A 23,573-nucleotide genomic window follows, 5' to 3' on the forward strand; every position below is an offset into this window, starting at 1 on the left:
TTAAAGATAGGAGAGTTATGAGTTTAGTACCTACAGTCATTGAGTCTACAAGCAGAGGCGAGAGAGCCTTTGATATATACTCAAGACTTTTAAAGGATAGAATAATTTTCTTGGGAGAAGAGGTAAATGATGTTACTGCAAGTCTTGTGGTTGCACAGATTCTTTTCCTTGAGTCGGAAGATCCTACAAAGGATATCAATCTTTATATAAACAGCCCGGGCGGAAGTGTTGTGGCAGGTATGGCTATATATGATACAATGCAATATGTAAAATGTGATGTATCAACCATATGTATGGGTATGGCTGCAAGCATGGGTGCATTCCTTTTGGCAGGCGGTACAAAGGGTAAAAGATATGCCCTTCCTAATGCCGAGATAATGATTCACCAGCCTTCAGGAGGTGCGCAGGGACAGGCCAGCGATATAAAGATTGTTGCGGAACAAATTTTAAAGACAAAACAGAAATTAAATAAAATATTGGCGGAGAATACAAATCAGCCGATAGAGGTCATAGAAAGAGATACTGAGAGAGACAATTATATGTCTGCCGAAGAAGCCCTTTCTTATGGAATCATAGATAAGGTTATAGAACACCACTAAGGAGGTATCATGGCCAATAAGGACAAAATATGTTGCTCATTTTGTGGAAAAACATCCGATCAGGTTAGACGACTTCTTTCAGGTCCGAACGGAGTATATATTTGTGATGAATGTATAGAATTATGTTCTGAAATACTTGAAGAGGAACTTGACGGAGTATCTGACTACTATGATGCTTCAAATGAAATAAATCTTTTAAAACCTAAGGAAATCAAAAATTTCCTTGATGATTATGTAATCGGACAGGATGATGCCAAGAAGGTATTGTCCGTAGCGGTATACAATCATTATAAGAGAATTAAATCAAAGAAAAGCTCAGAGGTTGAGATTCAAAAGAGTAATATACTTATGCTTGGACCTACAGGTTCGGGTAAAACATATTTGGCACAGACTCTTGCAAAGATTTTAAATGTACCTTTTGCTATAGCAGACGCTACAACACTTACAGAGGCGGGATATGTCGGAGAAGATGTTGAAAATATTCTTCTTAAACTTATTCAGGCAGCTGACGGTGATGTCAAGAGAGCTGAATATGGAATCATTTATATAGATGAGATAGACAAAATAACAAAGAAGTCTGAGAATGTATCCATCACCAGAGATGTATCGGGTGAGGGTGTACAGCAGGCTTTACTGAAAATACTGGAGGGTAGTGTGGCTTCGGTACCGCCGCAGGGTGGTAGAAAGCATCCACAGCAGGAGCTTATCCAGATAGATACTACAAATATACTGTTCATATGCGGCGGTGCATTTGACGGACTTGAGAAAATAGTTGAAAACAGACTTTCAAAGGGCAGCATAGGATTTAATTCGGATGTTGTGGAGAAGAATTCAAAGTCTATAGACGAGCTTTTCAAGATGGTACTTCCGGGAGACTTGACCAAGTTCGGTCTTATACCCGAGTTTATAGGTCGTGTACCTGTAACAGTATCACTTGATATGCTTGATAAGGATGCGCTTGTACAGATAATGACAAAGCCTAAGAATGCCATTACAAAGCAGTATCAAAAGCTCTTTGAGCTTGATGATGTTAAACTTGAGTTTGATCAATCTGCGGTTGAAGAAGTGGCCAATCTTGCGCTTGAGAGAAAAATAGGTGCCAGAGGTCTAAGATCCATACTTGAGGGTGTGATGACGGATATGATGTATGAAATACCTTCAGATCCGAATATAGGTATTTGTACTATTACAAAAGAAACAATTGACGGTGGAGAGCCTGATATTGTGTACAGAGATAAATCTGTAAGAACAAAAAAAGTAAAAGACACAAATGAAAACAGCGAAAGTGCTTAATTTTTAATTTTACCCTCGGATAACAACCGGGGGTATTATATTAGGGTGTAAATGAATAAATTAAAAACAATATTGATAAGGAATCAAATCATCTTTCCGGGAGAGGTGATAGGGTTTTCATCTGCAGACAGCAATATAATAAAGGCACAGCTGGATGCTTATGAGAATGATGAAGAACTTTTCATTTTAAGATATAAAGCGGACAATGAAGAGGAGAGAAAAGACAGTGCATATACCGAGACTAACGGTGTAATTGCAAAGGTTGAGAGTGTAAAAAATAAAGATAACGGTGTAATAGAAGTTGTAGTAAGAGCGCTAAGACGAGGTAAGCTTATTTCTTTAAATAATTATGCCGAGAATGAATATGAGGCGGAAGTAGAAGAGTATATACAGTCGGATGAAGGCTTTGACAGAATGTTAAACAGTCTGCAGCTGACAATGAGAGGCTATAGCGATGTAAATGAGAGATTTAAAAAACATATCTTAAACGAATTGCTTGCTATCGATAATCTGCCTGAGCTTTTGGACAGGCTAAGGCTTGCTCTAAACCTTGATTATGAGAAGAAAAAGATCATAAATGCCGCAAAGACACCGGTTGAAGAGTCTATGCTGCTTATGGAGATTATGAGCGAGGCCATAGACAGAAAAGAAATTGCGGAAAAAATAAAATCGGAAGTAGACAAGGATATTTCAAAGAACCAAAGAGATTATATTCTCAGAGAGCATTTGAAGGTAATCCAAAATGAAATGGCAAAAAACAGCGGCTATGAGACTGTTTCCGACGAGTACGAAGAGAAACTTAAAAACTTGGCGCTTGCTGATGAATATAAAGAGAAGATAAAAAAGGATATTTTCAGGCTTAATACAGCCGGCAGTAACGGTGCCGAGGGAAATGTAATCAGAACATATCTGGACACTGTTTTTGAAATGCCTTTCGGTGTATACAGTGAAGATTTCAATGATATAATACGAGCAAAAAAGATTTTGGATGAGGACCATTACGGACTTGAAAAAGTAAAGGACAGAATTCTTGAATATCTCTCTGTAAGAATATTAAACCCGACAGGAAATTCACCTATACTCTGCCTTGTAGGACCTCCGGGAACAGGTAAGACCTCGATTGCAAAGAGCGTTGCAAAGGCGCTTGGAAGAAAGTATGTAAGAATAAGTCTTGGCGGAGTGGGAGATGAGGCTGAAATCAGAGGACATAGAAGAACCTATGTAGGTGCTATGCCGGGAAGAATAGTGGAAGCTATAAAGCATGCCAAAGTTGCAAATCCTCTACTTTTGCTGGATGAGATAGATAAAAGCTCAAAAGATTATAAGGGTGATGTATCAGCCGCACTTTTGGAGGTGCTTGACGGAGAACAAAATAAGACCTTTAGAGACAGATATCTTGAAATACCTCTTGATTTGTCTAAGGTTTTATTTATAGCAACGGCTAATACTCTGGATACTATTCCAAGACCGCTTCTTGACAGAATGGATATAATTGAAATCAGCTCATATACTGAAAATGAAAAATATCATATTGCCAAGAGTTACCTTGTTCCAAAGGAAGTGGAAGCAAACGGCATGAAGGATAAGGGAATTCATTTCAGTGATAAGGCTATAAAGAAGATAATCCACAACTATACAAGAGAGGCCGGAGTCAGAAATCTTTCAAGAAGGATCGGGGATATCTGCAGAAAATGTGCCAGAGAATCACTTGAGGGTAAAAAGAGTTTTAAAATAACAGAAAAAAACATCGGTAAATACCTCGGAAAAGAAAAGGTAAGACATGAAGAGGTTGAAAAAGAGCCGCAGGTCGGAATGGTTACAGGCCTTGCATGGACAAGTGTAGGTGGAGATACCCTTAGCATTGAAGTAAATATAATGCCCGGAAAAGGAGTGCTTACACTTACCGGAAATATGGGCGATGTAATGAAGGAGAGTGCCGGTATTTCAAAGAGCCTTGTAAGAAGTATGGCAAAGGAATATGATATAGAAGAAGGATTCTTTGAAAAGAACGACATACATTTGCATATACCTGAGGGTGCCGTACCGAAGGACGGTCCAAGTGCCGGAGTGACAATGACCACAGCAATCATTTCCGCTATCACAGGAAAAAGAGTGAGGGCCGATGTGGCAATGACCGGAGAGATAACGCTAAGAGGCAAGGTGCTTCCTATAGGCGGTTTAAAAGAAAAGCTCTTGGCTGCCAAGCTTGCGGGAGTAAAGACGGTATGCGTTCCAAAGGAAAATGAAGTGGATGTATCCGAATTGTCGGCAGAAATCACAGGCGGTTTGGAAATCGTATATGTCAAGGATATAAAAGAAGTCCTAAAGGTAGCGCTGACAGATTAAAATTTGACGTAATATAAAAGAATATAAAAGAGGTACTTATGATAATAAAAAAAGCGGAGCTGGAGACTGTATGCGGTATTACCAGTACATTTCCTGAAAATACAGATCCGGAAATAGTCTTTGCAGGTAAGTCAAATGTGGGAAAATCATCATTGATAAATTCTCTCATGAACAGGAAATCTTTGGCAAGGACATCAAGTCAGCCCGGAAAGACACAGACAATAAATTATTATAAAGTAAATGATGATCTATATTTCGTTGACCTTCCGGGTTACGGTTATGCCAATGCAAACCTTGCCACAAAGGAAAAATGGGGTAAGATGATAGAAAAGTACCTCCATACTTCAAAGCAGATAAGATGTATATTTTTGCTGATAGATATAAGGCATGAGCCGGGTAAAAATGATAAGCAGATGTATGACTGGATTGTATATAACGGATATCAGCCTGTAATTATAGCTACAAAGCTTGATAAGTTAAAAAGAAGTCAGGTGGCTAAATGTGTGAAGATAGTGAGAGAAGGACTTGGATTACCGAAAGAAGGTGTACTTATACCCTTCTCATCACAGACCAAGCAGGGCAGAGAAGAAGTATATGAATTTATAGAAAATCTTTTGGCAGAAGAACAGGTTTAATTTAATGAAGATATTTATTGTAGAAGATGATGAAAATATAGTGGAACTTTTGGGAGATGAACTCAGAGCATGGGGATATGAAACAATGTCTGTGAAAGACTTTAATAATGTGGCAGAAGAGGCAAAAGAGTTTAAGTCGGATCTTGTACTTATGGATATTACCCTGCCATACTACAACGGATTTTACTGGACGCAGAAAATCAGAGAAAACTCAAATGTGCCTATAATTTTCATATCTTCTCACAATAATTCGATGGATATGGTATCTGCAATGCAATTCGGAGCGGATGACTATATTACAAAGCCTATTGATATCAACCTGACCAGAGTAAAAATACAGGCAATTTTAAGAAGGACTTATGAATATACAATGCAGGTCGATAAATTGACATTTGAAGGAATAAGTCTGGATACTTTAAGGGCAAAGCTTACCGGTGAAAACTTTGATATAGACCTTACAAAGACGGAGCTTCTTATACTTGAAGCCCTGTTTAATGCCAAGGGGCATATAGTAAGAAGAGAGGACATTATGAATCACTGTTGGCAGGGTGATGATTTTATAGATGACAATACTTTGGCGGTAAATATTACAAGGCTTAGAAAGAAACTTGATAATGTCGGATATAAAGAATTTATACAGACTAAAAAAGGTATGGGATATTATCTTGTGAGGTAGATATGGACAGATTATGGTCTTTTTTAAAAAGTGAATATCGTATTTTTATTACCCTTCTATATGTATGTTTAATATTTGGAGGGGTATTTTTATTTGCAAATTTTGATATGAAATATTTTATCTTAAGTCTTGAGCTTATATTATTTTGCATGTTTGTTTTTCTTATCATAGAGTGGATATCTTATGTAAAGAGAGAAAAAATGTCGGAGGAATTTGAAAGGCTTCAAATTGAAAATAATACTCTCAGAAATAAGATAATTGATGAAAGAAAGGATTTGGAAGAGTATTTTTTACTCTGGATACATCAAATCAAAACGCCTATCACAGTCTGCAATCTTATTTTGGATAAATCGGGAGCTGATAAAAGGCTTAAAGAGCAGATATTTTATATAGAGGAATACACAAATATGGCTATGAACTATTTAAAGCTGAAAGACAGAAGTACGGATATGGATATATGTGAAGTGAATCTGGATGAGGTATTAAACAGTGTTATAAAGAAGTATTCTCTTATATTTATTGAAAAGAAGATAAAACTTGAATATATAAAAACCGGTGAAAGAGTAGTAAGTGATGCAAAATGGCTTTCCATACTTTTGGAGCAGATTATTTCAAATGCCCTCAAATACACAAAGCATGGCAGTATAAGCATATTCTATGATAAGGAACTTTCAAAGTTAAGTATAAAAGATACCGGAATAGGAATTCCTTCAAAGGATATCAAAAAAATCTTTGACAGGGGTTATTCGGGATTTAACGGCAGAATAAATGAAAAATCAAGCGGTCTCGGACTTTATATGGTAGGAAAGACAGCTGAAATTTTGAATATTGAAATAGAAGTAAAATCGGAGCTTAATGTAGGCAGTGAGTTCTCCTTTATATTTAAAAACAGATAATTTTATTTAAAATTCGGTCTAAGCTTACAAGATTGTAAGATTAAACCGGATTTTGTCATATTAGATAAATGCAGAAATTTTTCTGCGGATGTAGAATAGGCAATATAAAGGAGGAAAGAAATGACAATATTGGAATGTAAGAATATAAAAAAGCTGTATAAGACAAAGAATGTCACTACCGAGGCATTAAAAGGTGTGAACTTCTCTGTGGAAAAGGGAGAGTTTATTTCTATAATGGGTGAGTCGGGAGCAGGCAAAACCACGCTTTTAAATATTATTGCAACATTGGATAAAGCCACTACGGGTACTTTAATGTTAAACGGTAATGATATCGGAACATTAAAAACAAGTGATATATCGATATTTCGGAGAAAAGAATTGGGTTTTGTATTTCAGGACTTTAATCTTTTGGATCAGTTTAATAACAGAGAAAATATTTACCTGCCCTTGGTATTGTCTGATGAAAAGCCGGATTTGATGAAAGAAAGACTTGATGAGATACAGGACAGACTTGATATAAGGGAAATTTTGGATAAATACCCTTATGAAATATCGGGTGGACAAAAACAGAGAGTAGCAATTGCCAGAGCGATTATTACAAAACCGGCACTGCTTTTGGCAGATGAACCGACAGGGGCACTGGATTCCACATCTTCAGAGATGATTTTGAATCTATTTCATCAAATAAATGAAGAAGGACAGACGGTTTTACTTGTAACACATTCGCTCCGTGCGGCAGCCTATGCAAAGAGAGTATTATTTATTCGTGACGGAGTTGTTTTCCATGAAATCTACAGAGGTGAGGATGAGAGTCGAAATCTTTTTATGGAAAGAATAAGTCAGGCTGAGTTTATGCTTGGAAGAGGTAAGAAAGTATGAGTTTTTCAATGGCAAAAAAGTTTGCTCTTCAAAACCTTAAAGCAAATAAATTGCTTGAGATTCCGTTTGTACTGTCATCAGGCGTGATGCTGATACTTTTTAATATAACGGCAAGCTTGGTAAACAACAATTATGTAAAAACAAGACATGTGGTTTTGCCGACGCTTATAAACTTCGGAATAGTTATTCTGGCAATATTTACATTTATATTTGTACAGTACGCGGCAGCCTTTTGGTTAAAAAGGAGAAGTAAGGAGTTTGCACTGTACGGCATCTTGGGGCTTGAGAAGAAACATGTAGGTAAGATTATCAGTATTGAATTTCTTATACTGTTTGCAATCATATGGTTCGCAGGGATAGTAGGCGGATATATATTCGGGCAGCTTTGCTTTTTGTTTTTAAACTTTTTAATGAAGGATGTGTCGGGAAGACTGATGGACTATCCTTTCAGCATTTCGGCACTTATAGATACTACAGTTTTGGTAGCAATCCTCTATCTGACTATTATTATCGGAAGCGGACTTAGAATATATATGTCCACACCAATGGAGCTTTTACAAAGAACTCACAAAGGTGAGGGTGAACAGAAGTCAAGAATTATAATAATGCTTACAGGATTTTTACTGCTGGCGGTAGGTTATGGTATTGCACTGTTTGTAGGCGGATTGCTCTCATCTATTAACTATTTCTTTGTAGCGGTGCTTGCAACCATATTTGCGACTTACCTTTTATATGCAACTTTTACGGTGTTTATGTTGAAAGCGCAAAGAAATAATAAAAGCTTTTATACACCGAAGCGATTTTTGAGTGTGAGTGGTCTTTTATACAGAATGAAGGGCAATGCAATATCGCTTGCAAGCATATCTATTCTAAGTGCCGGAGTTATCATAAGTCTGTCCACTACGGTAACGATATACTCAAACTATATAAAGCTTGGGGACAGTGTAATGCCGAGAGAATACAGGATTGGAGCCGGAAGTGAGAATATAAGCAATGAGGATATGGCAAAGAGACTGCAAAGCCTTGTGGAGTCAAGTTTACCGGATGCGTCAATGATTAAAGATGAGTACACTATATTTGATATGACTACAGCTGCAGTAAAGACAGGTGATACAATAGCTGAATATCAAAGAGACAGCAAAGCTGATCCTATATTTCTGATTGCAAGCGACCTTGACGGATACAATGGGAGAACGCATCAAAATTTTAAACTTGATGAAGGAGAAATTTTACTGGGAGATAATAAAAATAATAAAATCGGTGATACATTAAAAATAGGAGACAGAGATTTTAAGGTCAGAAAAATAGACAGTATATTTCCTTATGAATATTCAGGAGTGGAAGGATACAGTATTGTTGTTAAGGATATGGCTACTCTGGAATTTTTAAGAGAGGCTTTGGACGGTTTGGATATAAATTGCAGTGTATATTGGGATGTAGACGGAGTAGATGATAAGGAATATGAGGATACATTGGTAAAGCTTAAAGACGGCATAAAGAATCAGCTTACAGGTGCTGGCAGAAGTGTGTATGATGTAAGCAGTCGTAGTGAGATGATACACAATCAGTATGAGATAAACGGAGGATTTTTATTCCTTGGGGTATTGATAGGCATTATCTTCCTTACAGGAACTGTTTTGATTACTTACTATAAGCAGATCAGTGAAGGCTATGAGGACAGAGAAAAGTATCAGATTATGAAAAAGCTGGGGCTTTCAGATGATTTGATAAAGAAAACCACCGATTCTCAAATCTGCCTGATGTTTTACGGACCTCTTATTGTAGCAGCTATTCATTGTATTGTGGCGTCAAAGATTATCTTCAGACTTTTGGGGTTGTTTGGAGTATCGGACGCTTTACTGTATATGATATGCTTTGGGGATGTGCTGTTAATATTTGCACTTATTTACTTTGTTATTTTTAAACTCACATCAAAAGTTTATACGAATATAGTCAGATAAATTTAAGTACATTAAATATTTAAATATAAGAATCATAATAAATTTAGATAATACAGATAGAGTTTTCTATGGTATAATGCAGTATTAAGATGACATTATAAGATAGAAAGAGGCTGTATGGATATTTTAAGAGATTTGATGAATTTTTTGGATTCATCAGTGACAATGTTTCATGCGATAAATGAATGCGAAAAAGTTTTACAAAAATCAGGCTTTACTTATCTGCCTGAAAATGAAAAATGGAATATAAACAAAGGAAAGTACTATACAAAAAGAAATTCATCAAGTCTTATAGCTTTTGATATAGCTGAAGGAGATTATCACTTTCAGATAAGTGCCGCACATTCCGATTCACCAACATTTAAGCTTAAGGATAAACCTATAATAGAAGCAAACGGCTATTTAAAGCTGAATGTGGAAGGTTATGGAGGTATGATTAATGCCACATGGATTGATAAACCTCTGACACTGGCAGGAAGAGTTATGGTAAATACCGATAAAGTTATTGAAACAAGACTTCTTCATATAGATAGAGATTTACTTATTATTCCAAATGTACCTATACATTTTAACAGGGAGATAAATAAGGGATTTGCTTTCAACAATCAAGTTGATATGCTTCCGGTATTCAGTGCAGGCAGTCTTAAAGAAGCTGACTTTGACAATATGGTTGCAAAGGAACTGGGTATAGAGCCTGAGGCTATACTTGCAAAAGATTTATATCTGGTAAACAGACAAAAGGCGGCGGTTATCGGATTTGACAATGAGCTTATATCAAGCGGAAGACTTGACGATTTGGAGTGTGTTTACACATCGCTTAGAGGATTTGTTGAGGCTGAAAATAAAAATCATATAAATGTCTTTGCGGTATTTGACAATGAAGAGGTGGGCTCCGTTACAAAGCAGGGGGCCATGTCTACATTCCTTGCAAGTACACTTGACAGAGTAAATACCGCACTTGGAAAATCAAAGGAAGAGTATTACACAGCTATAGCAAAGAGTATGCTTATCAGCTGTGATAATGCACATGCCGTTCATCCCAATCACCCTGAACTTTTTGATGTAAAGAACAGACCGGTTTTAAATCAAGGAATTGCAATTAAAGAAAGTGCAAATCAAAAATATACAACAGATGCATTCAGCAGAGCAATACTTAAAAAGATTCTTGAAAAGAAAAATATACCGTATCAGACTTTTGCAAACAGAAGTGATATTGCAGGTGGTTCAACTCTTGGAAATCTTTCAAATACCGTTGTAAGTATGAATGCTGTGGACATCGGATTGCCGCAGTTGGCAATGCATTCCGCATATGAGACTGCAGGTGCAAAGGATGTAGGATATGCTTTTGAGACGCTTAAAGCCTTTTTTGAAGCAAATATTGATATAAAAGATGACAAGGTCGCTGTAGAGGTTTAAATGGAAGAAAATAAGAATGACATATATTTTAAATGGGGTTTAACAGCAGTTGCGGTTATAGTAATAGCCCTTGTGATATCTTTGATTTTTAGTAAACTTGGGCCTATTGCTACAGCTATAAGCACTATAATATCAACCGTTTCTTCAGTGCTTTACGGTGTGGTGATGGCGTTTTTGATGGCACCGGTATATGATCGTATCGGCATATGGGTGGGTGAGATATTATCATTACTGTTTCCAAAGTGGAAGAAATCCGATAAGTATGCGAAGATGGTAGCCACTCTGGCCTGTCTTGTAATACTTATTTTGGTAGTGTTTGCTTTGATAATGATGATTATACCTGAGCTGGTAAACAGTATCACAAATGTTATCAGCTACGCACCTTCGGGTACACAGAATCTGGAAGCCTGGCTTAAGGATATACTGAATAAAAATCCGAATCTTGAGAAACTTATAATCGGGAATTATCTGGATATAAGCGCGAGACTTAGCGATATAGCCACTACAACGGTATTGCCTAATGTAAATACCTATATAAAGAATCTCTCAAGCGGTGTAATCAATGCTCTTGGTGTGGTAGTAAATATTATTATCGGTTTAATGGTAATGATGTATCTTTTAAATATGAAGACTACGCTGGCATCACAGGCAAAGAAAATAGTGTATGCGGTTGCAGGAGTAAAGATAGGAAATGAAATAGTTACAGAGGCCAGATATATCAAGAATATGTTTGAAAAGTTTATTGTAGGTAAGATAATAGATTCTATTATAATAGGAATAATAAACTATGTATTTATGGCCATAATACATATGCCGTATGCCTTGCTTATAAGTGTGGTGGTAGGTGTAACCAATGTAATACCTTTCTTCGGACCTTTTATAGGTGCTATTCCAAGTATTATACTTTTGCTTCTTATATCGCCTGTTACGGCACTTCAGTTTGCCGTATGGATTTTGATATTGCAGCAGGTGGACGGAAATATTATCGGACCTAAGATACTGGGACAGACTACAGGACTTCCAAGTTTTTGGGTACTGTTTTCGATACTGTTATTTGGTGGACTCTTCGGTATTGTGGGAATGATAATAGCTGTGCCTACTTGGGCTATAATATACAGGACTATAAGCAGGCTTTCAGAGCATTTCTTAAAGAAAAAGGGATTGGAGCCTGACAGCAAACATTACATGGACCTTGATCATATAGATGAAGAAACAAAGAAATATATAAAATTAGAATAATTTATTTGCCCCTCATTTGATAAAAATAATGAGGGGTATTTTTTTAGGAGGAAAAATGACAAAAGAAAACTTACAGTATATAGAAAATGTAAAAGCCGGGGATATACCTTGGCACAGAATAACCACAACTTATAAAAGAGCTACCGACTTTCCTAAGTACTTTGAAATCTTAAACGATATGAATGATAAAGAAGCAATAGAGACGGCAGGAGAGGAGATAGCCATGGGAATTGAACATCAGTCCACACTGTGGCATGCAACACCTTTTGCCTGTATATTCCTATACAGAGTCTTTAAAAAGGCTTTAGAGGACAGAGATAAAAATTCGGTAGCAGAATACCTTGTACCGGAGCTTGCGGAATTGTTCGGATATATAGCTGAAGCGGTAAATATTGTCGAAGATATGGAGCATGCAGATCCTTTACCGAACTTTAAAGATATGATTGATGAAAAGTATCTTTGGTCCGAAGTTTATGATGAAGAAGAGGATGAAATGAGATGGGAAGAAGAAGACGTATTTCCTGATGATTTATTTTACAGCTTTTATTATTATTCAAAACAGGTGTTGCTGCTTTTAAAACCTTTATTAAAACAGTTGGATGATGAATGGTCTAAGAAATTATATGAGCTTATAAAAGAATAGGAGACAATATGAAAACATTAAAGAGAATATTGCTTGGATTTGTAATTATTATATCGGCAGTAACTTGTTTGTGGTTTGGCAGATTTAAAGTGGAAGAAATAAGCGCTCATAAAAAAATAGCGGATGTAAATTCATATATGAAGACTGTGGATGATATAAAAGTTTCGGATAATGTAAATGTAGTTGCGATAGGAGAGGCGGCTCACGGCTGTAAGGACTTTCAGGAACTAAAGCTTTCGGTATTAAAGAAAATGGTGAAAGATTATGACTTCAGAGCGTTTGCCCTTGAGGCTGACTATGGTGAGTGTGCTGCAATAAACAGATATATTCAAGGCGGTGACGGAGATATAGAAAGTATTGTAAAGACATTTTCATTTCCGATATATCGTACAAAACAGATGGAAGAGCTTATTTCATGGATGAGAGAATACAACAGTACTGTAAGTGAAGGTAAGAAACTTAGATTCTACGGCTTTGATATGCAAAATCCCGAAACAAGTTATGAGTTTTTAAAAAATTACTGCATATCAAAAGGACTTACAAGTGCAGAGGAGTTTGATAAAAATCTCGACTGTATAGAAAAAGGTGAGATAAGTGTAGAGAGTGCAAAAGCTGTTATTGATTTCGTTACCGGCGTGAAAGAAAAAATCGGTGATATAGATGTGGCAAATGCCGATGACAGAGATGCGGTATTTGAGTTAAATACTGTAAGACAGTCGATGGAGACTTTCACTAACAGCAATGAATCATATTATACTCTCAGAGATAACGATATGGCAGGCAATATAGAAGCCGTTTTGGATATAGAAAAGAAAATAGGTAGCGGAAAGCTTGTTATAGCGGCACATGACGGACATATAGCAAAGATCGGTAACGGATATACATCTATGGGAGCCGTTTTATCAAATGATCTTAAAGATGCTTACTACAGTATAGGCACAGATTTTTGGAAGGTCACAGACAATATTAAGGTCCTTGAAAAGAAAAAAAGAAGTATACAAAGTTTTATTTCAGCCGATCCGCTTGCGGGACAGGCAAGATTTGCAAAAGATAAGCAGTATTTATTGGACTTTTCCGATATAAAGGAGGGCAGCAGTCTATACAGTCTGATAAATTCTCCGTTAAGAATGGGATCTCTTGGAGAAGGATATACATGGATAATGAGGATAGTACAGAGCAGTTACAGACCTAAGGCGATGCCAAGCGGCCTGTATGATGCAATGATTTTTGTATACGAAGGTGGTCCGATAGAGATAATAGAATAATATTGTATTAAAATTTAAATAGAAACTTGTTTTTTGAGAACAAAGTGATATACTCCTAGTTAGCGATATCTAACTGGGAGGTTTTTTAATGAATATAGTAAATATAATTATAGTATTAATTGTCGCGGCAATAGTTGTATTCGGTTCAATCAACTATATAAAGAAGTTGAAAAAAGGCGGAGATTGCTGTCCTGAGCATGAAGAAGCCACGAAGTCCGTAAAAGTAAAGGATAGAGATAAGTCACATTATCCATATGAAGCAAAGCTTGCCATTGATGGTATGAGTTGCAATAATTGCGTAAGAAATGTAGAGAATGCACTAAATGCTCTTGACGGAACTTGGGCAACTGTAAGTCTTGAAGATAATATGGCGACAGTCCTTTTAAAAAATCCGCCTGATATTGAGAAGCTCTCAAAGGCGGTAGCGGATGCAGGATATATGGTATTAAAGAGAAAATCAAAGATATAGCCTTAACGATATGTATATGTTATAATAAATATTACAAAGTATGAATATATCATATACTGTGAGTAGAAAGGAAAAAGTCTATGTCAAAGAAGATTAAAGTTTTTTATGATTATACCTGTCCGTTTTGTTATAAAGGTTTAAAGGAACTTGGAGATATTCTTCCGGATTATAAAACTGTAGAGATTGAATGGTCACCATGTGAAGCTCATCCAAAACCCGAACCTGCAAGAGTGCATTCGGATTTGGCCGCACAGGTAGGATTTTATTTGGCGGAAAACGGCTTGAATATCAAAAAGTACAATGATTCCGTATTTGAAGCACATTTTGAGAATCAGCAAAGAATTGATGATATAGAGCTTTTGGCTGATTTGGCCGAAGCTGCGGGCGCAAAGAGAGAAGATATCCTTACCTTGCTTAATGAGAACAGGAATGCAAAGAAGGTGGAGGATTCAAACATTGAAGTTTGGCAGACTTTGGAGATTCAGGCCGTACCTTCTTACGTATACGGTGATAAGATGGCGGCATCGGGAGGCGGACTTTTGGTTCCTATCAGCAAAGTTGCAGAGCTTTTTAAACTTGCTTCAAAGGATGAATAAAATGTAATTTTGTGTAGAAATTTACAAAAGTTACTTAAAAAATATTTAACAAAGTTTTATGGACAACATAAGAGATATCACGTTATTATATATAATTAATGTATTTTAACGTGATTTTTTTATGCAGAAAAACCGAAAAAATAGAGCGCTTGAGCCTTTTTTAATGCTTCGCAAAGAGAATGCAACATTTTCTTATTGACATTTAACATTTATGTAATATAATTAGTGTATCCCGACGAACAAAAGATTCGTTCTTTGCAAGAAAGGAAGTAAATGATAAATAAAATAAAAAAGGTTACTTTAGTAGCATGTGTATTTTCTGCATTGATGGCAGGAAGTGCTTATGCAGCTACACAGGCGGAGGTTGACAAAGTTACAGGTCCCGCATTCGGTTTGAATGCCGATCAGTATGAAACAACGCTTGACTCATATAAACAACAGCAGGAAGCTGAGCTTGTAGCAAAGGAGGATGCGGAAATAGCTGCTCTTAGAGAAGCGGCTAAGGGAAGATCCATAGGTAAGTTTAAAGCCTATGCCTACTCACATGATTGCGATCCTTCAAATATAACAAAAGCAGGCACAACACCGGTTGTTGGAAGAACTATTGCGGCTGACTGGTCAGTACTCCCAAGGGGTACAAGAGTCCGCATCGGAAATAGTGATACTATCTATGTTGTTGAGGATACAGGTGGTAATATCAAGGGAAGAACCATTGATATCTATATGAACAATGATAGTGAAGCCAGAGCGCACGGAGTAAGATATCCGGAACTTTATATTGTTGAAGGCGATGCTAAGGAAGCTCAGCAAAAGATTGAAGCAATCTTGGCAAGAAGAGCTGAAAGACAGGCCGGACAGAATCAGTAAAAATAGAATACAGCAAATAAGTTAATGTAAAAGAACAGTTATACATAGTTACAGCAGGTAACGTGAGCAATATACAGCATATATAGCTCAGAGGCCTCTTTATCAAGAAGGGGTAATATAGTTAATACATTTGCAAAAGGGATATTAGAGAGAAAATCATTTCGGTTTTCTCTTTTTTATATTTTGTGTATTAAAAAAGGTCTTAATTTCTTCCGAAGTAACAAAACGGAAAAATTAAGACCTTTATATATTATTTTGCAAACTGTCTTGGTGGTGTATTTTCATTAAGAAGCTCAAACTTATATCCGTCAGCTTTAAGTCTCTCTATGATTGTAGGGAGAGCATCGTGTACGAATGCAGTATTCGGCATATCATGCATAAGTAAAATGGAATGAGTATTCTCATTTACCTGTCTGATAGTCTGGTCGATAAGTTCCTGACCTCTCTTGCCCTCTACGTCACCGTCAAATGAGTTCCAGTCAAAGTATACTATTCCTCTGTCTCTTACAGCCTGTAAAAGCTGAGGTCTGATAGCTTTATTATAGCTTGCATTGCTTCCACCCGGGAAACGAAGCATAGTGCTGTGCTCACCTGTAGCCTTAAATATAAGATCGTCCATAGCGTCATAGTCTGCCATAAAAGCATCTACGGAAGCATATATCTGCTTGTAGTTATGTGTCAAACTGTGAACGGCTACATTATGTCCTCTGTCTTTTATCTGCTTAAGCATATTTATCAGAGGTTCAGTATCCATATACTGTGCTGTAACAAAGAAACAAGCCTTGATATTGTACTGATCCAAGATATCCAAAAGTCTTGGTGTACCTGTCCAAGGACCGTCGTCAAATGTGAAATAAACAACCTTTTCATCCGGACCCGGATTGCTCACAGGTACTGTGGTGGTTTCAGCTGTTGTATCCGTCTCACTCTCGGATATTGCGTTAATCTCACCGTCGGTTGAAGTTTCACTTTGATTTACTTCTACAGTTTCATTTGCATTCTTTGAGGAATCGGCTACTTTTACATTCTTTTTACGTGACTGCCATCCATAGGCAACCATTGCCGTAAAAATACAACAAAAAATTAAAACTACAATCGGGACGAAAATATTCTTTCGTCTTCTTCTACTTCTCCTTTTCATTTCTACCTTCCTTATATAAATTGAATGCCCTGAGTTGTGTGGAATCTACGATAGACAAAATATAAGATGTAGATGACATACAGAGTATTCGATACATTTACCTAGTATAGCAGATAATACTATATTTGTGTTGATAAATTTCTTAAATACTTTTAAAGGAATATGTAATTGCTCTTTAAGCAGTAGATGAATAGAAATAAAGTTTATTTTTAATACTTATGTTGACAATCAGGGAATATATAGATATTATGTCTGTGTTCAGTTTTTAATGTAAAGGAATGATTTTATGGTATATATATGGCTTATTTTGGGCTTCGTATGTCTTGTGGGAGGAGCTAATTTTTTTGTTGAGGGTGCTTCGGGAGTGGCAAGAAAGTTGAATGTCCCTTCGGTTGTAATAGGGCTTACTATAGTGGCTTTCGGAACCAGTGCACCTGAGGCGGCGGTAAGTATTGATGCGGCATTAAAGGGCAACAATGCAATAGCGCTGAACAATGTAATCGGATCGAATATATTTAATCTATTGGCTGTAGTGGGAATTTGCGGAATAATACATGCTATGCCGGTAGATAAGGCGCTTTTAAAATTTGATTATATTGTAAATATTGTTATAACAATATTGTTGCTTGGATTTGTTTTCTTTTTAAGCGGCATAGACAGAATTGCCGGAGTTATTTTCCTGCTGATTTTTATAGTGTATATGATATACACTATAAGACTTGCATTAAAGGGAAGCAATGACGCTAATGATGAAAAGAAAAAGAATTTACCGATACCTTTGGCCATTGTTTATATAGTGGGAGGACTTGCTCTTGTAGTGTTTGGCGGTGACAAGGTAGTGGAGTCCGCTTCCGAAATAGCGTTGATGTTCGGAATGAGTGAGACTTTGGTCGGACTTACAATAGTCGCCATAGGAACATCACTTCCTGAACTTGTGACAAGTATTGTAGCATCAAGCAAGGGAGAGAATGCGCTTGCTCTTGGAAATGTCGTAGGTTCAAATATATTCAATATAATATTTATTCTGGCATTTTCATCGGTACTTAATCGGATAGGTGCGGAAGTTGTGGCTGTATACGATACATTCTTTTTGCTTTGTGCAAGTTTGATGGTATATATACTTGCCAAGAATGACGGTGAGATATCAAAAAAAGAAGGCCTTGCAATGGTAGCGGCCTATATAGCGTATACTGTATATATTATTTTAAGATAAGAAAAAAGTACCGGTTGTGGGCCGGTACTTTTTATGTTTATGCCAGGAACGGGACGAGGAATAGGAATCCGCACCCTATGATTATTCCTGTTACAATAAGAACTATAGCGCAATATCCCATAATATCTCTTGCACCGAGACCTGCTATACCGAGAGCCGGTAGAGCCCAGAACGGTTGAAGCATATTTGTCCATGCATCACCCCATGCGATAGCCATGGCTGATACTGCAGGAGAAACACCGAGAGCATTTCCGGCAGGCATTACGATAGGAGCCTGCACAGCCCACTGACCGCCACCTGAAGGTACGAAGAAGTTTACAATACCTGCTGAAAGGAAAGTAAACAAAGGGAATGTAGTCTGATTTGATATATTTACAAAGAAATCACTTATAGCACCTGCAAGTGACTGACCTGTAGGACCTGTAGCAGTCATAATGCCCATAATACCTGCATAGAACGGGAACTGTAATATAATACCTCCGGCACTCTTTGCGGCGTCTGTAATAGCGTTTACATAACTTATAGGTGTTCCGTGGAATATAATTCCAAGTGTAAGGAAAATCAAATTTACTACATTAAGAGAGAGTGTGATACTTCCCTTGGTTTTAAATGTATATACCAGATACAATATAGCAAATAATGCTGTAAGTAATGAGAGTAACGGACAGTTCTCAAGCCATTCAGCCGGTGTTTTTGAAACAGGTTTATTTTCCGGTACTTCAGTATCCAATAAAAGCTTAGGGTCTACAGTAACTGTATTCTCAGGTGTAGGATGCATCTGTGCATTTACAAATGCTATAACTATAATTATAGCTATAACAATTATAAGATTCCAAGATGAGAAGATGGTGAGCGATGTCGGAATGGATTCGGTCACCGCACCTGCTGTTTGCTTTCCTATAGCTTCACTGTATGATGCAAGCTGTAGAGGTATGGAACCTGAAAAACCTGCATGCCAGATTACGAAGCCTGAGTATGCAGATGCGATAAGAAGTCTGTAGTCAACACCTTTTACCTTCTTTGCAATTTCCTTTGCAAGTATAGCACCGACTACAAGTCCGAATCCCCAGTTAAGCCAGCAGGCAATCATTGAAACTACCGTAATAAAAATAATTGCCGATGTAGGAGATTTTGGAACTTCCGCTGCCGCATTTATAGCTCTCTTTACCGGAGGTGCGGTAGCAAGTGCTGTACCCAGTACAAGTACCAAAGCCATCTGCATTGAGAATCCCAGTAGGGACCACATACTTTCGCCCCAAGCGTTTGCTATTTCAAACGGATTCATTTTGCTGACAGGCATTGCAGCGGCAAAAACAAGAATAGTAAGTACGATACAAAAAATAAATGCGTCCGGCAAATATTTCTGAACAATATTTACACATGCGTTTGTAAATTTCTTAAACATTTATCTGCCTCCTTTTTGCAAATTGTTTAATTATTAACATTATTATATCAATCCGATATCCGTTTTTCCAGTCTAAAAAATAACGAAAATGTATAAACATATTATATATATCACACAAAAAAATTTATAATTAGTATTTTCTGATACTGAAGTCATCCGATATGAGATTATAAAAGACCGGAATGTCGATCTTAAAAGAGATTAATCTTTTAAATACGGCATCCCGGTCATGGGAATTTAAATTATACTAAATTAAATTAGAATGTCTTTAAATCATCTGCAACCTTAAGAGGTGCCTCTGTCTTTGCTATAACATCTTCCACACTTACGCCCTCAGCTACTTCTGTAAGCACAAGACCTTCATCGGTAACCTTTATTACAGCCAATTCTGTAACAATTTCATCAACTGCATGAATAGCTGTAGCAGGGAGTGTGATATCCTTTAAAATCTTCGGTGCACCGTCTTTGGCGGTATGTGTCATAGCGACAACAACCTTCTTTGAACCTGTAACAAGATCCATAGCACCGCCCATACCGGGTACCATTTTACCCGGAACTATATGGCTTGCAAGATTTCCGTGAGCATCCACCTGCAATGCACCTAAAACGGTCATATCAACATGGCCTCCTCGAATAATCATAAATGAGAATGCACTGTCAAAGTATGAGGCACCCGGAAGCACGGTAACATTTTGTCCGCCGGAATTAATTAAATGTTTATTTGCTGTTGCACTTGAAGCCAAAGGACCCATACCGAGGATTCCGTTCTCTGACTGAAGTGTAATTTCTATACCCTCAGGTACATAGTCAGCCACCATAGTAGGAAGTCCTATACCTAAGTTTACCACGTCACCATCGTTTAAATCTCTTGCAACACGTCTTGCAATTCTCTCTTTTGACATTATGACTCACCTCCTACAAGATAATCTACAAATATTGCAGGTATTGCAACATTTTCAGGCTGGATATCGCCTACAGGAACTATAAGTTCCGCACCTACAATAACAACATCGGCAGCGGTTGCCATAACCGTATTGAAGTTTTTGCTGGTAGCAGTAAAGTAAAGGTTTCCCTTCTCATCGGCTATTGTTGCACCTATAAGCGCAAAGTCCGCTCTTAAAGGTTTTTCCAAAAGATAATCTTTACCGTCAATATTTAATACCTGCTTACCTTCGGCAACCTCGGTACCTACACCTGTAGGTGTAAGTACACCGCCAAGTCCTGCGCCGCCTGAACGTATTCTCTCTGCAAGTGTACCCTGAGGAGAAAGTTCAACCTCCATAGTACCGTCATGCATCTTTTGTCCGGTTATAGGATTTGTACCTATATGTGTTGCAATAACTTTTTTTACCTGATTGTTGGCAACCAGCTTACCTATACCTGTGGTAGGAGTGGCAGTATCATTACAAATAAGTGTTAAGTCCTTTACACCTTTTTCAACTAATGCATCAATAATCGGCTCTGGTGTACCGCATGCTAAAAATCCGCCTACCATGATTGTAGCGCCGTCATTGATACCTGCAATAGCATCTTTGATTGAAACTATTTTCATTTTGTCTCCCTTTCTACAACAATTGCTGTGCCCATTCCACCACCTATACACAGTGTAGCAAGGCCACATTTAACATCTCTCTTTTGCATCTCAAAGAGTAAAGTGGTAAGTATTCTTGCACCTGATGCTCCGATAGGATGTCCAAGCGCGATTGCACCGCCGTTTACATTTGTGATTTCTCTCTTAAATCCAAGTTCGTTGCATACTGCAAGAGCCTGTGCCGCAAAAGCTTCGTTTGCCTCTATAAGATCAAGATCGTCGGCTGTGATACCTGCTTTTTCCATTGCTTTTTTTGATGCCGGAATTACTCCGAGTCCCATTACGCTTGGGTCAACACCTCCTGAAGCATATCCCTTTATAGTAGCCATGATAGGAAGTTTAAGCTCAAGTGCCTTTTCCTTTGATGCGATGATGAACATTGCGGCACCGTCATTGATACCTGAAGCATTACCTGCAGTTACAGTACCGTCTTTTTTAAATGCCGGTTTAAGCTTTGCAAGATTTTCGATTGTAGTATTGAACTTAGGATATTCGTCTGTATCAAATACCTTAGGGTCTCCTTTTCTTTGAGGAATAAGTACAGGAACTATTTCATCTTTTAATCTTCCGGTCTCTATAGCTACCTGTGCTCTTCTCTGGCTTTCAACCGAGAATACATCCTGATCTTCTCTTGTTATTCCTTTTTGTTCAGCAATATTTTCCGCTGTCACGCCCATGTGATAGTTGTTGTAAGCATCCCAAAGACCGTCTGTAATCATCTCGTCAACCAATGTTTGATTACCCATCTTAACGCCGAATCTTGCACCTTTAACAAGATATGGAGCGTTTGACATGCTCTCCGTACCGCCGGCAAGAATGATATCCGCATCACCGGCCTTTATAATCTGTGCTGCAAGTTCAACGGTTCTAAGACCTGAACCGCAAACCTTATTTATTGAAAATGCGGGTGTTGTATTTGGCAATCCCGCTCCGAGTATTACCTGACGAGCGATATTCTGGCCAAGTCCTGCGCCTAAAACATTTCCTATAACGGCTTCGTCGATAAGAGAAGCGTCAATGCCTGCACGTTCAATGGCTCCCTTTGCTGCGGTTATACCGAGATCTACTGCACTTACACCTGCCAATGAACCGCCGAAACTACCGATAGCTGTTCTTGCAGCACTGACGATAACTACTTCTTTCATATTTTTCACCTCACTTATTCTATAAAAGTGGACAATACCGATTGAGTAAACTTTTTTTTGTATTGTCAGATATATGTATCACCTATAGCATATCACAAGTGAAATCAATTATCCACCCCTTGGTTATTCAAAATTGCTATAAAAAAAATAATATGTTTTTATATATATCTTATTTAAACAATGTGGTATAATAAATAAAAATATTGATATGTAAAAAATATTAAAGATGAGTCGTGTTTAATCTTTTGTGGATAATAAAAAGAACAGCAAAATAATTTTGCTCAATATAAATGAAAAAAATATATGTTTTAAGCATGATGATATTTCGATTTTAGAATATTGTTATGCAAAATGGATATAATAATTAGTCAAAAAAACTAATTGATTGTCGGATACATATATGTTATATTTTTATCATATGGATTAACATGTCAAACTTGGTTTCTGACATGCAATATTGACAAGGAGGTGTTTTATGGGTTTTGTAAGGTTTGATACAGAAGGTGCTGTAGGTATTGTGACAATAGATAGACCGAAGGCGCTCAATGCTTTGAACTCTGAAGTACTGGCTGAGCTTGATGCTTGCTTTGACAGTATTGACACTAATACAATCAGAGCTGTCATTCTGACAGGAGAAGGAGATAAGTCTTTTGTAGCAGGTGCCGATATAGGTGAAATGAGCAAATTGAGCCCGGCGGAGGGTGAGGCTTTCGGTAAGAAGGGAAATGATGTATTCAGAAAGATAGAGACTTTCCCTGTTCCTGTTATAGCCGCTGTGAACGGATTTGCACTTGGCGGAGGATGTGAGATCGCTATGAGCTGTGACATTCGTATATGCTCAGATAATGCGATGTTCGGTCAACCTGAAGTGGGACTTGGAATCACACCGGGATTTGGCGGAACACAAAGACTTGCGAGAATAGTCGGTGTAGGAATGGCAAAGCAGTTGATTTATACAGCAAGAAATATAAAAGCTGATGAGGCGTTTAGAATAGGGCTTGTTAACGCTGTATATTCACCGGAGGAACTTATGCCTGCCGCAAAAAAGATGGCGGCTACCATAGCACAAAACGCTCCTATAGCAGTTCGTGCATGTAAGAAAGCTATCAATGAAGGACTTGATGCGAAGATGGATGATGCAATTGTGATTGAGGAGAAGCTGTTTGGAAGTTGCTTTGAAACACATGATCAGATAGAGGGTATGAACGCTTTCCTTGAAAAGAGAAAAGAGAAGAATTTTACTAATTCATAAATATAGGTCTAATTTAAAAAATTATAATGAAGTTTAAAATATAAAT

The 23,573-nt window shown here is 37.5% G+C and carries 22 protein-coding genes; 17 read left to right on the forward strand and 5 right to left on the reverse strand.

Going from position 1 to position 23,573, the window contains the following annotated elements:
• Positions 1-17: 17 nt before the first annotated feature.
• From clpP to HMPREF1135_RS11775, 15 genes are all read left to right on the forward strand, one after another.
• Positions 18-599, forward strand: a complete 582-nt coding sequence (gene clpP / locus HMPREF1135_RS11705) for an ATP-dependent Clp endopeptidase proteolytic subunit ClpP (RefSeq protein ID WP_007595427.1) — start codon at positions 18-20, stop codon at positions 597-599.
• Between the two features lie 9 nt (positions 600-608).
• Positions 609-1,892 carry an ATP-dependent Clp protease ATP-binding subunit ClpX gene (clpX, locus tag HMPREF1135_RS11710; protein ID WP_007595428.1) on the forward strand — a complete coding sequence of 428 codons (1,284 nt, stop codon included), beginning with the start codon at positions 609-611 and terminating at the stop codon, positions 1,890-1,892.
• Positions 1,893-1,943: 51 nt separating this feature from the next.
• Positions 1,944-4,238, forward strand: a complete 2,295-nt coding sequence (lon, locus tag HMPREF1135_RS11715; RefSeq protein WP_007595431.1) for an endopeptidase La — start codon at positions 1,944-1,946, stop codon at positions 4,236-4,238.
• A gap of 38 nt (positions 4,239-4,276) precedes the next feature.
• On the forward strand, positions 4,277-4,873 hold the full coding sequence (gene yihA, locus HMPREF1135_RS11720) for a ribosome biogenesis GTP-binding protein YihA/YsxC (RefSeq protein ID WP_007595433.1): 597 nt from the start codon (positions 4,277-4,279) through the stop codon (positions 4,871-4,873).
• 4 nt (positions 4,874-4,877) lie between these two features.
• Positions 4,878-5,549: a response regulator transcription factor gene (locus HMPREF1135_RS11725; RefSeq protein WP_007595435.1), complete on the forward strand. Its 672-nt coding sequence runs from the start codon at positions 4,878-4,880 to the stop codon at positions 5,547-5,549.
• A 2-nt stretch (positions 5,550-5,551) separates the two neighbouring features.
• Positions 5,552-6,445 carry a sensor histidine kinase gene (locus HMPREF1135_RS11730; RefSeq protein ID WP_007595437.1) on the forward strand — a complete coding sequence of 298 codons (894 nt, stop codon included), beginning with the start codon at positions 5,552-5,554 and terminating at the stop codon, positions 6,443-6,445.
• A 120-nt stretch (positions 6,446-6,565) separates the two neighbouring features.
• Complete coding sequence (locus HMPREF1135_RS11735; protein WP_007595439.1) at positions 6,566-7,324, forward strand: ABC transporter ATP-binding protein; 759 nt, start codon at positions 6,566-6,568, stop codon at positions 7,322-7,324.
• Positions 7,321-9,285, forward strand: a complete 1,965-nt coding sequence (locus HMPREF1135_RS11740) for an FtsX-like permease family protein (RefSeq protein WP_007595441.1) — start codon at positions 7,321-7,323, stop codon at positions 9,283-9,285. The genes HMPREF1135_RS11735 and HMPREF1135_RS11740 overlap by 4 nt, the downstream gene beginning before the upstream one ends.
• 117 nt (positions 9,286-9,402) lie before the next feature.
• Entirely contained in the window at positions 9,403-10,701 is a 1,299-nt protein-coding gene (locus HMPREF1135_RS11745; RefSeq protein WP_007595442.1) for a M18 family aminopeptidase, read from the forward strand.
• Entirely contained in the window at positions 10,702-11,940 is a 1,239-nt protein-coding gene (locus tag HMPREF1135_RS11750) for an AI-2E family transporter (RefSeq protein ID WP_007595443.1), read from the forward strand.
• A 55-nt stretch (positions 11,941-11,995) separates the two neighbouring features.
• Entirely contained in the window at positions 11,996-12,583 is a 588-nt protein-coding gene (locus HMPREF1135_RS11755) for a hypothetical protein (protein WP_007595444.1), read from the forward strand.
• A gap of 8 nt (positions 12,584-12,591) precedes the next feature.
• Entirely contained in the window at positions 12,592-13,848 is a 1,257-nt protein-coding gene (locus tag HMPREF1135_RS11760) for an erythromycin esterase family protein (RefSeq protein WP_007595445.1), read from the forward strand.
• An 88-nt stretch (positions 13,849-13,936) separates the two neighbouring features.
• A complete protein-coding gene (locus tag HMPREF1135_RS11765) occupies positions 13,937-14,317 on the forward strand; it encodes a heavy-metal-associated domain-containing protein (RefSeq protein WP_007595446.1) in 381 nt (126 codons plus the stop codon).
• An 80-nt stretch (positions 14,318-14,397) separates the two neighbouring features.
• Entirely contained in the window at positions 14,398-14,913 is a 516-nt protein-coding gene (locus HMPREF1135_RS11770; RefSeq protein WP_007595454.1) for a DsbA family oxidoreductase, read from the forward strand.
• A gap of 273 nt (positions 14,914-15,186) precedes the next feature.
• Positions 15,187-15,780 (forward strand): 3D domain-containing protein, encoded by a 594-nt coding sequence (locus tag HMPREF1135_RS11775; protein WP_007595456.1) that lies wholly within the window; start codon positions 15,187-15,189, stop codon positions 15,778-15,780.
• A 250-nt stretch (positions 15,781-16,030) separates the two neighbouring features.
• Here the strand turns inward: HMPREF1135_RS11775 and HMPREF1135_RS11780 are convergent, their stop codons facing one another.
• Positions 16,031-16,921 (reverse strand): polysaccharide deacetylase family protein, encoded by an 891-nt coding sequence (locus HMPREF1135_RS11780; protein ID WP_007595458.1) that lies wholly within the window; start codon positions 16,919-16,921, stop codon positions 16,031-16,033.
• 286 nt (positions 16,922-17,207) lie between these two features.
• Between HMPREF1135_RS11780 and HMPREF1135_RS11785 the strand changes: the two genes are divergently transcribed.
• Positions 17,208-18,134 carry a calcium/sodium antiporter gene (locus tag HMPREF1135_RS11785; RefSeq protein ID WP_007595460.1) on the forward strand — a complete coding sequence of 309 codons (927 nt, stop codon included), beginning with the start codon at positions 17,208-17,210 and terminating at the stop codon, positions 18,132-18,134.
• 37 nt (positions 18,135-18,171) lie between these two features.
• On the opposite strand, the gene HMPREF1135_RS11790 is transcribed toward HMPREF1135_RS11785, so the two are convergent.
• From HMPREF1135_RS11790 to HMPREF1135_RS11805, 4 genes are all read right to left on the reverse strand, one after another.
• Positions 18,172-19,539, reverse strand: coding sequence for a short-chain fatty acid transporter (locus tag HMPREF1135_RS11790; RefSeq protein ID WP_007595462.1), 1,368 nt, complete (start codon positions 19,537-19,539; stop codon positions 18,172-18,174).
• 257 nt (positions 19,540-19,796) lie between these two features.
• Positions 19,797-20,441, reverse strand: a complete 645-nt coding sequence (locus HMPREF1135_RS11795; RefSeq protein ID WP_007595463.1) for a 3-oxoacid CoA-transferase subunit B — start codon at positions 20,439-20,441, stop codon at positions 19,797-19,799.
• Positions 20,441-21,091: a CoA transferase subunit A gene (locus HMPREF1135_RS11800; RefSeq protein WP_007595465.1), complete on the reverse strand. Its 651-nt coding sequence runs from the start codon at positions 21,089-21,091 to the stop codon at positions 20,441-20,443. Before HMPREF1135_RS11800 ends, HMPREF1135_RS11795 begins: the two co-directional genes overlap by 1 nt.
• Entirely contained in the window at positions 21,088-22,275 is a 1,188-nt protein-coding gene (locus HMPREF1135_RS11805) for an acetyl-CoA C-acetyltransferase (protein WP_007595467.1), read from the reverse strand. The genes HMPREF1135_RS11800 and HMPREF1135_RS11805 overlap by 4 nt, the downstream gene beginning before the upstream one ends.
• Positions 22,276-22,750: 475 nt before the next feature.
• On the opposite strand from HMPREF1135_RS11805, the gene HMPREF1135_RS11810 reads away from it, so the two are divergent.
• The gene (locus HMPREF1135_RS11810; protein WP_007595468.1) at positions 22,751-23,527 is read left to right on the forward strand and encodes an enoyl-CoA hydratase-related protein; all 777 of its coding nucleotides are present in this window, start codon (positions 22,751-22,753) and stop codon (positions 23,525-23,527) included.
• Positions 23,528-23,573: the final 46 nt, after the last annotated feature.

The sequence above is a fragment of the Lachnoanaerobaculum sp. OBRC5-5 genome, assembly GCF_000296385.1.
Lineage (GTDB): Bacteria > Bacillota > Clostridia > Lachnospirales > Lachnospiraceae > Lachnoanaerobaculum.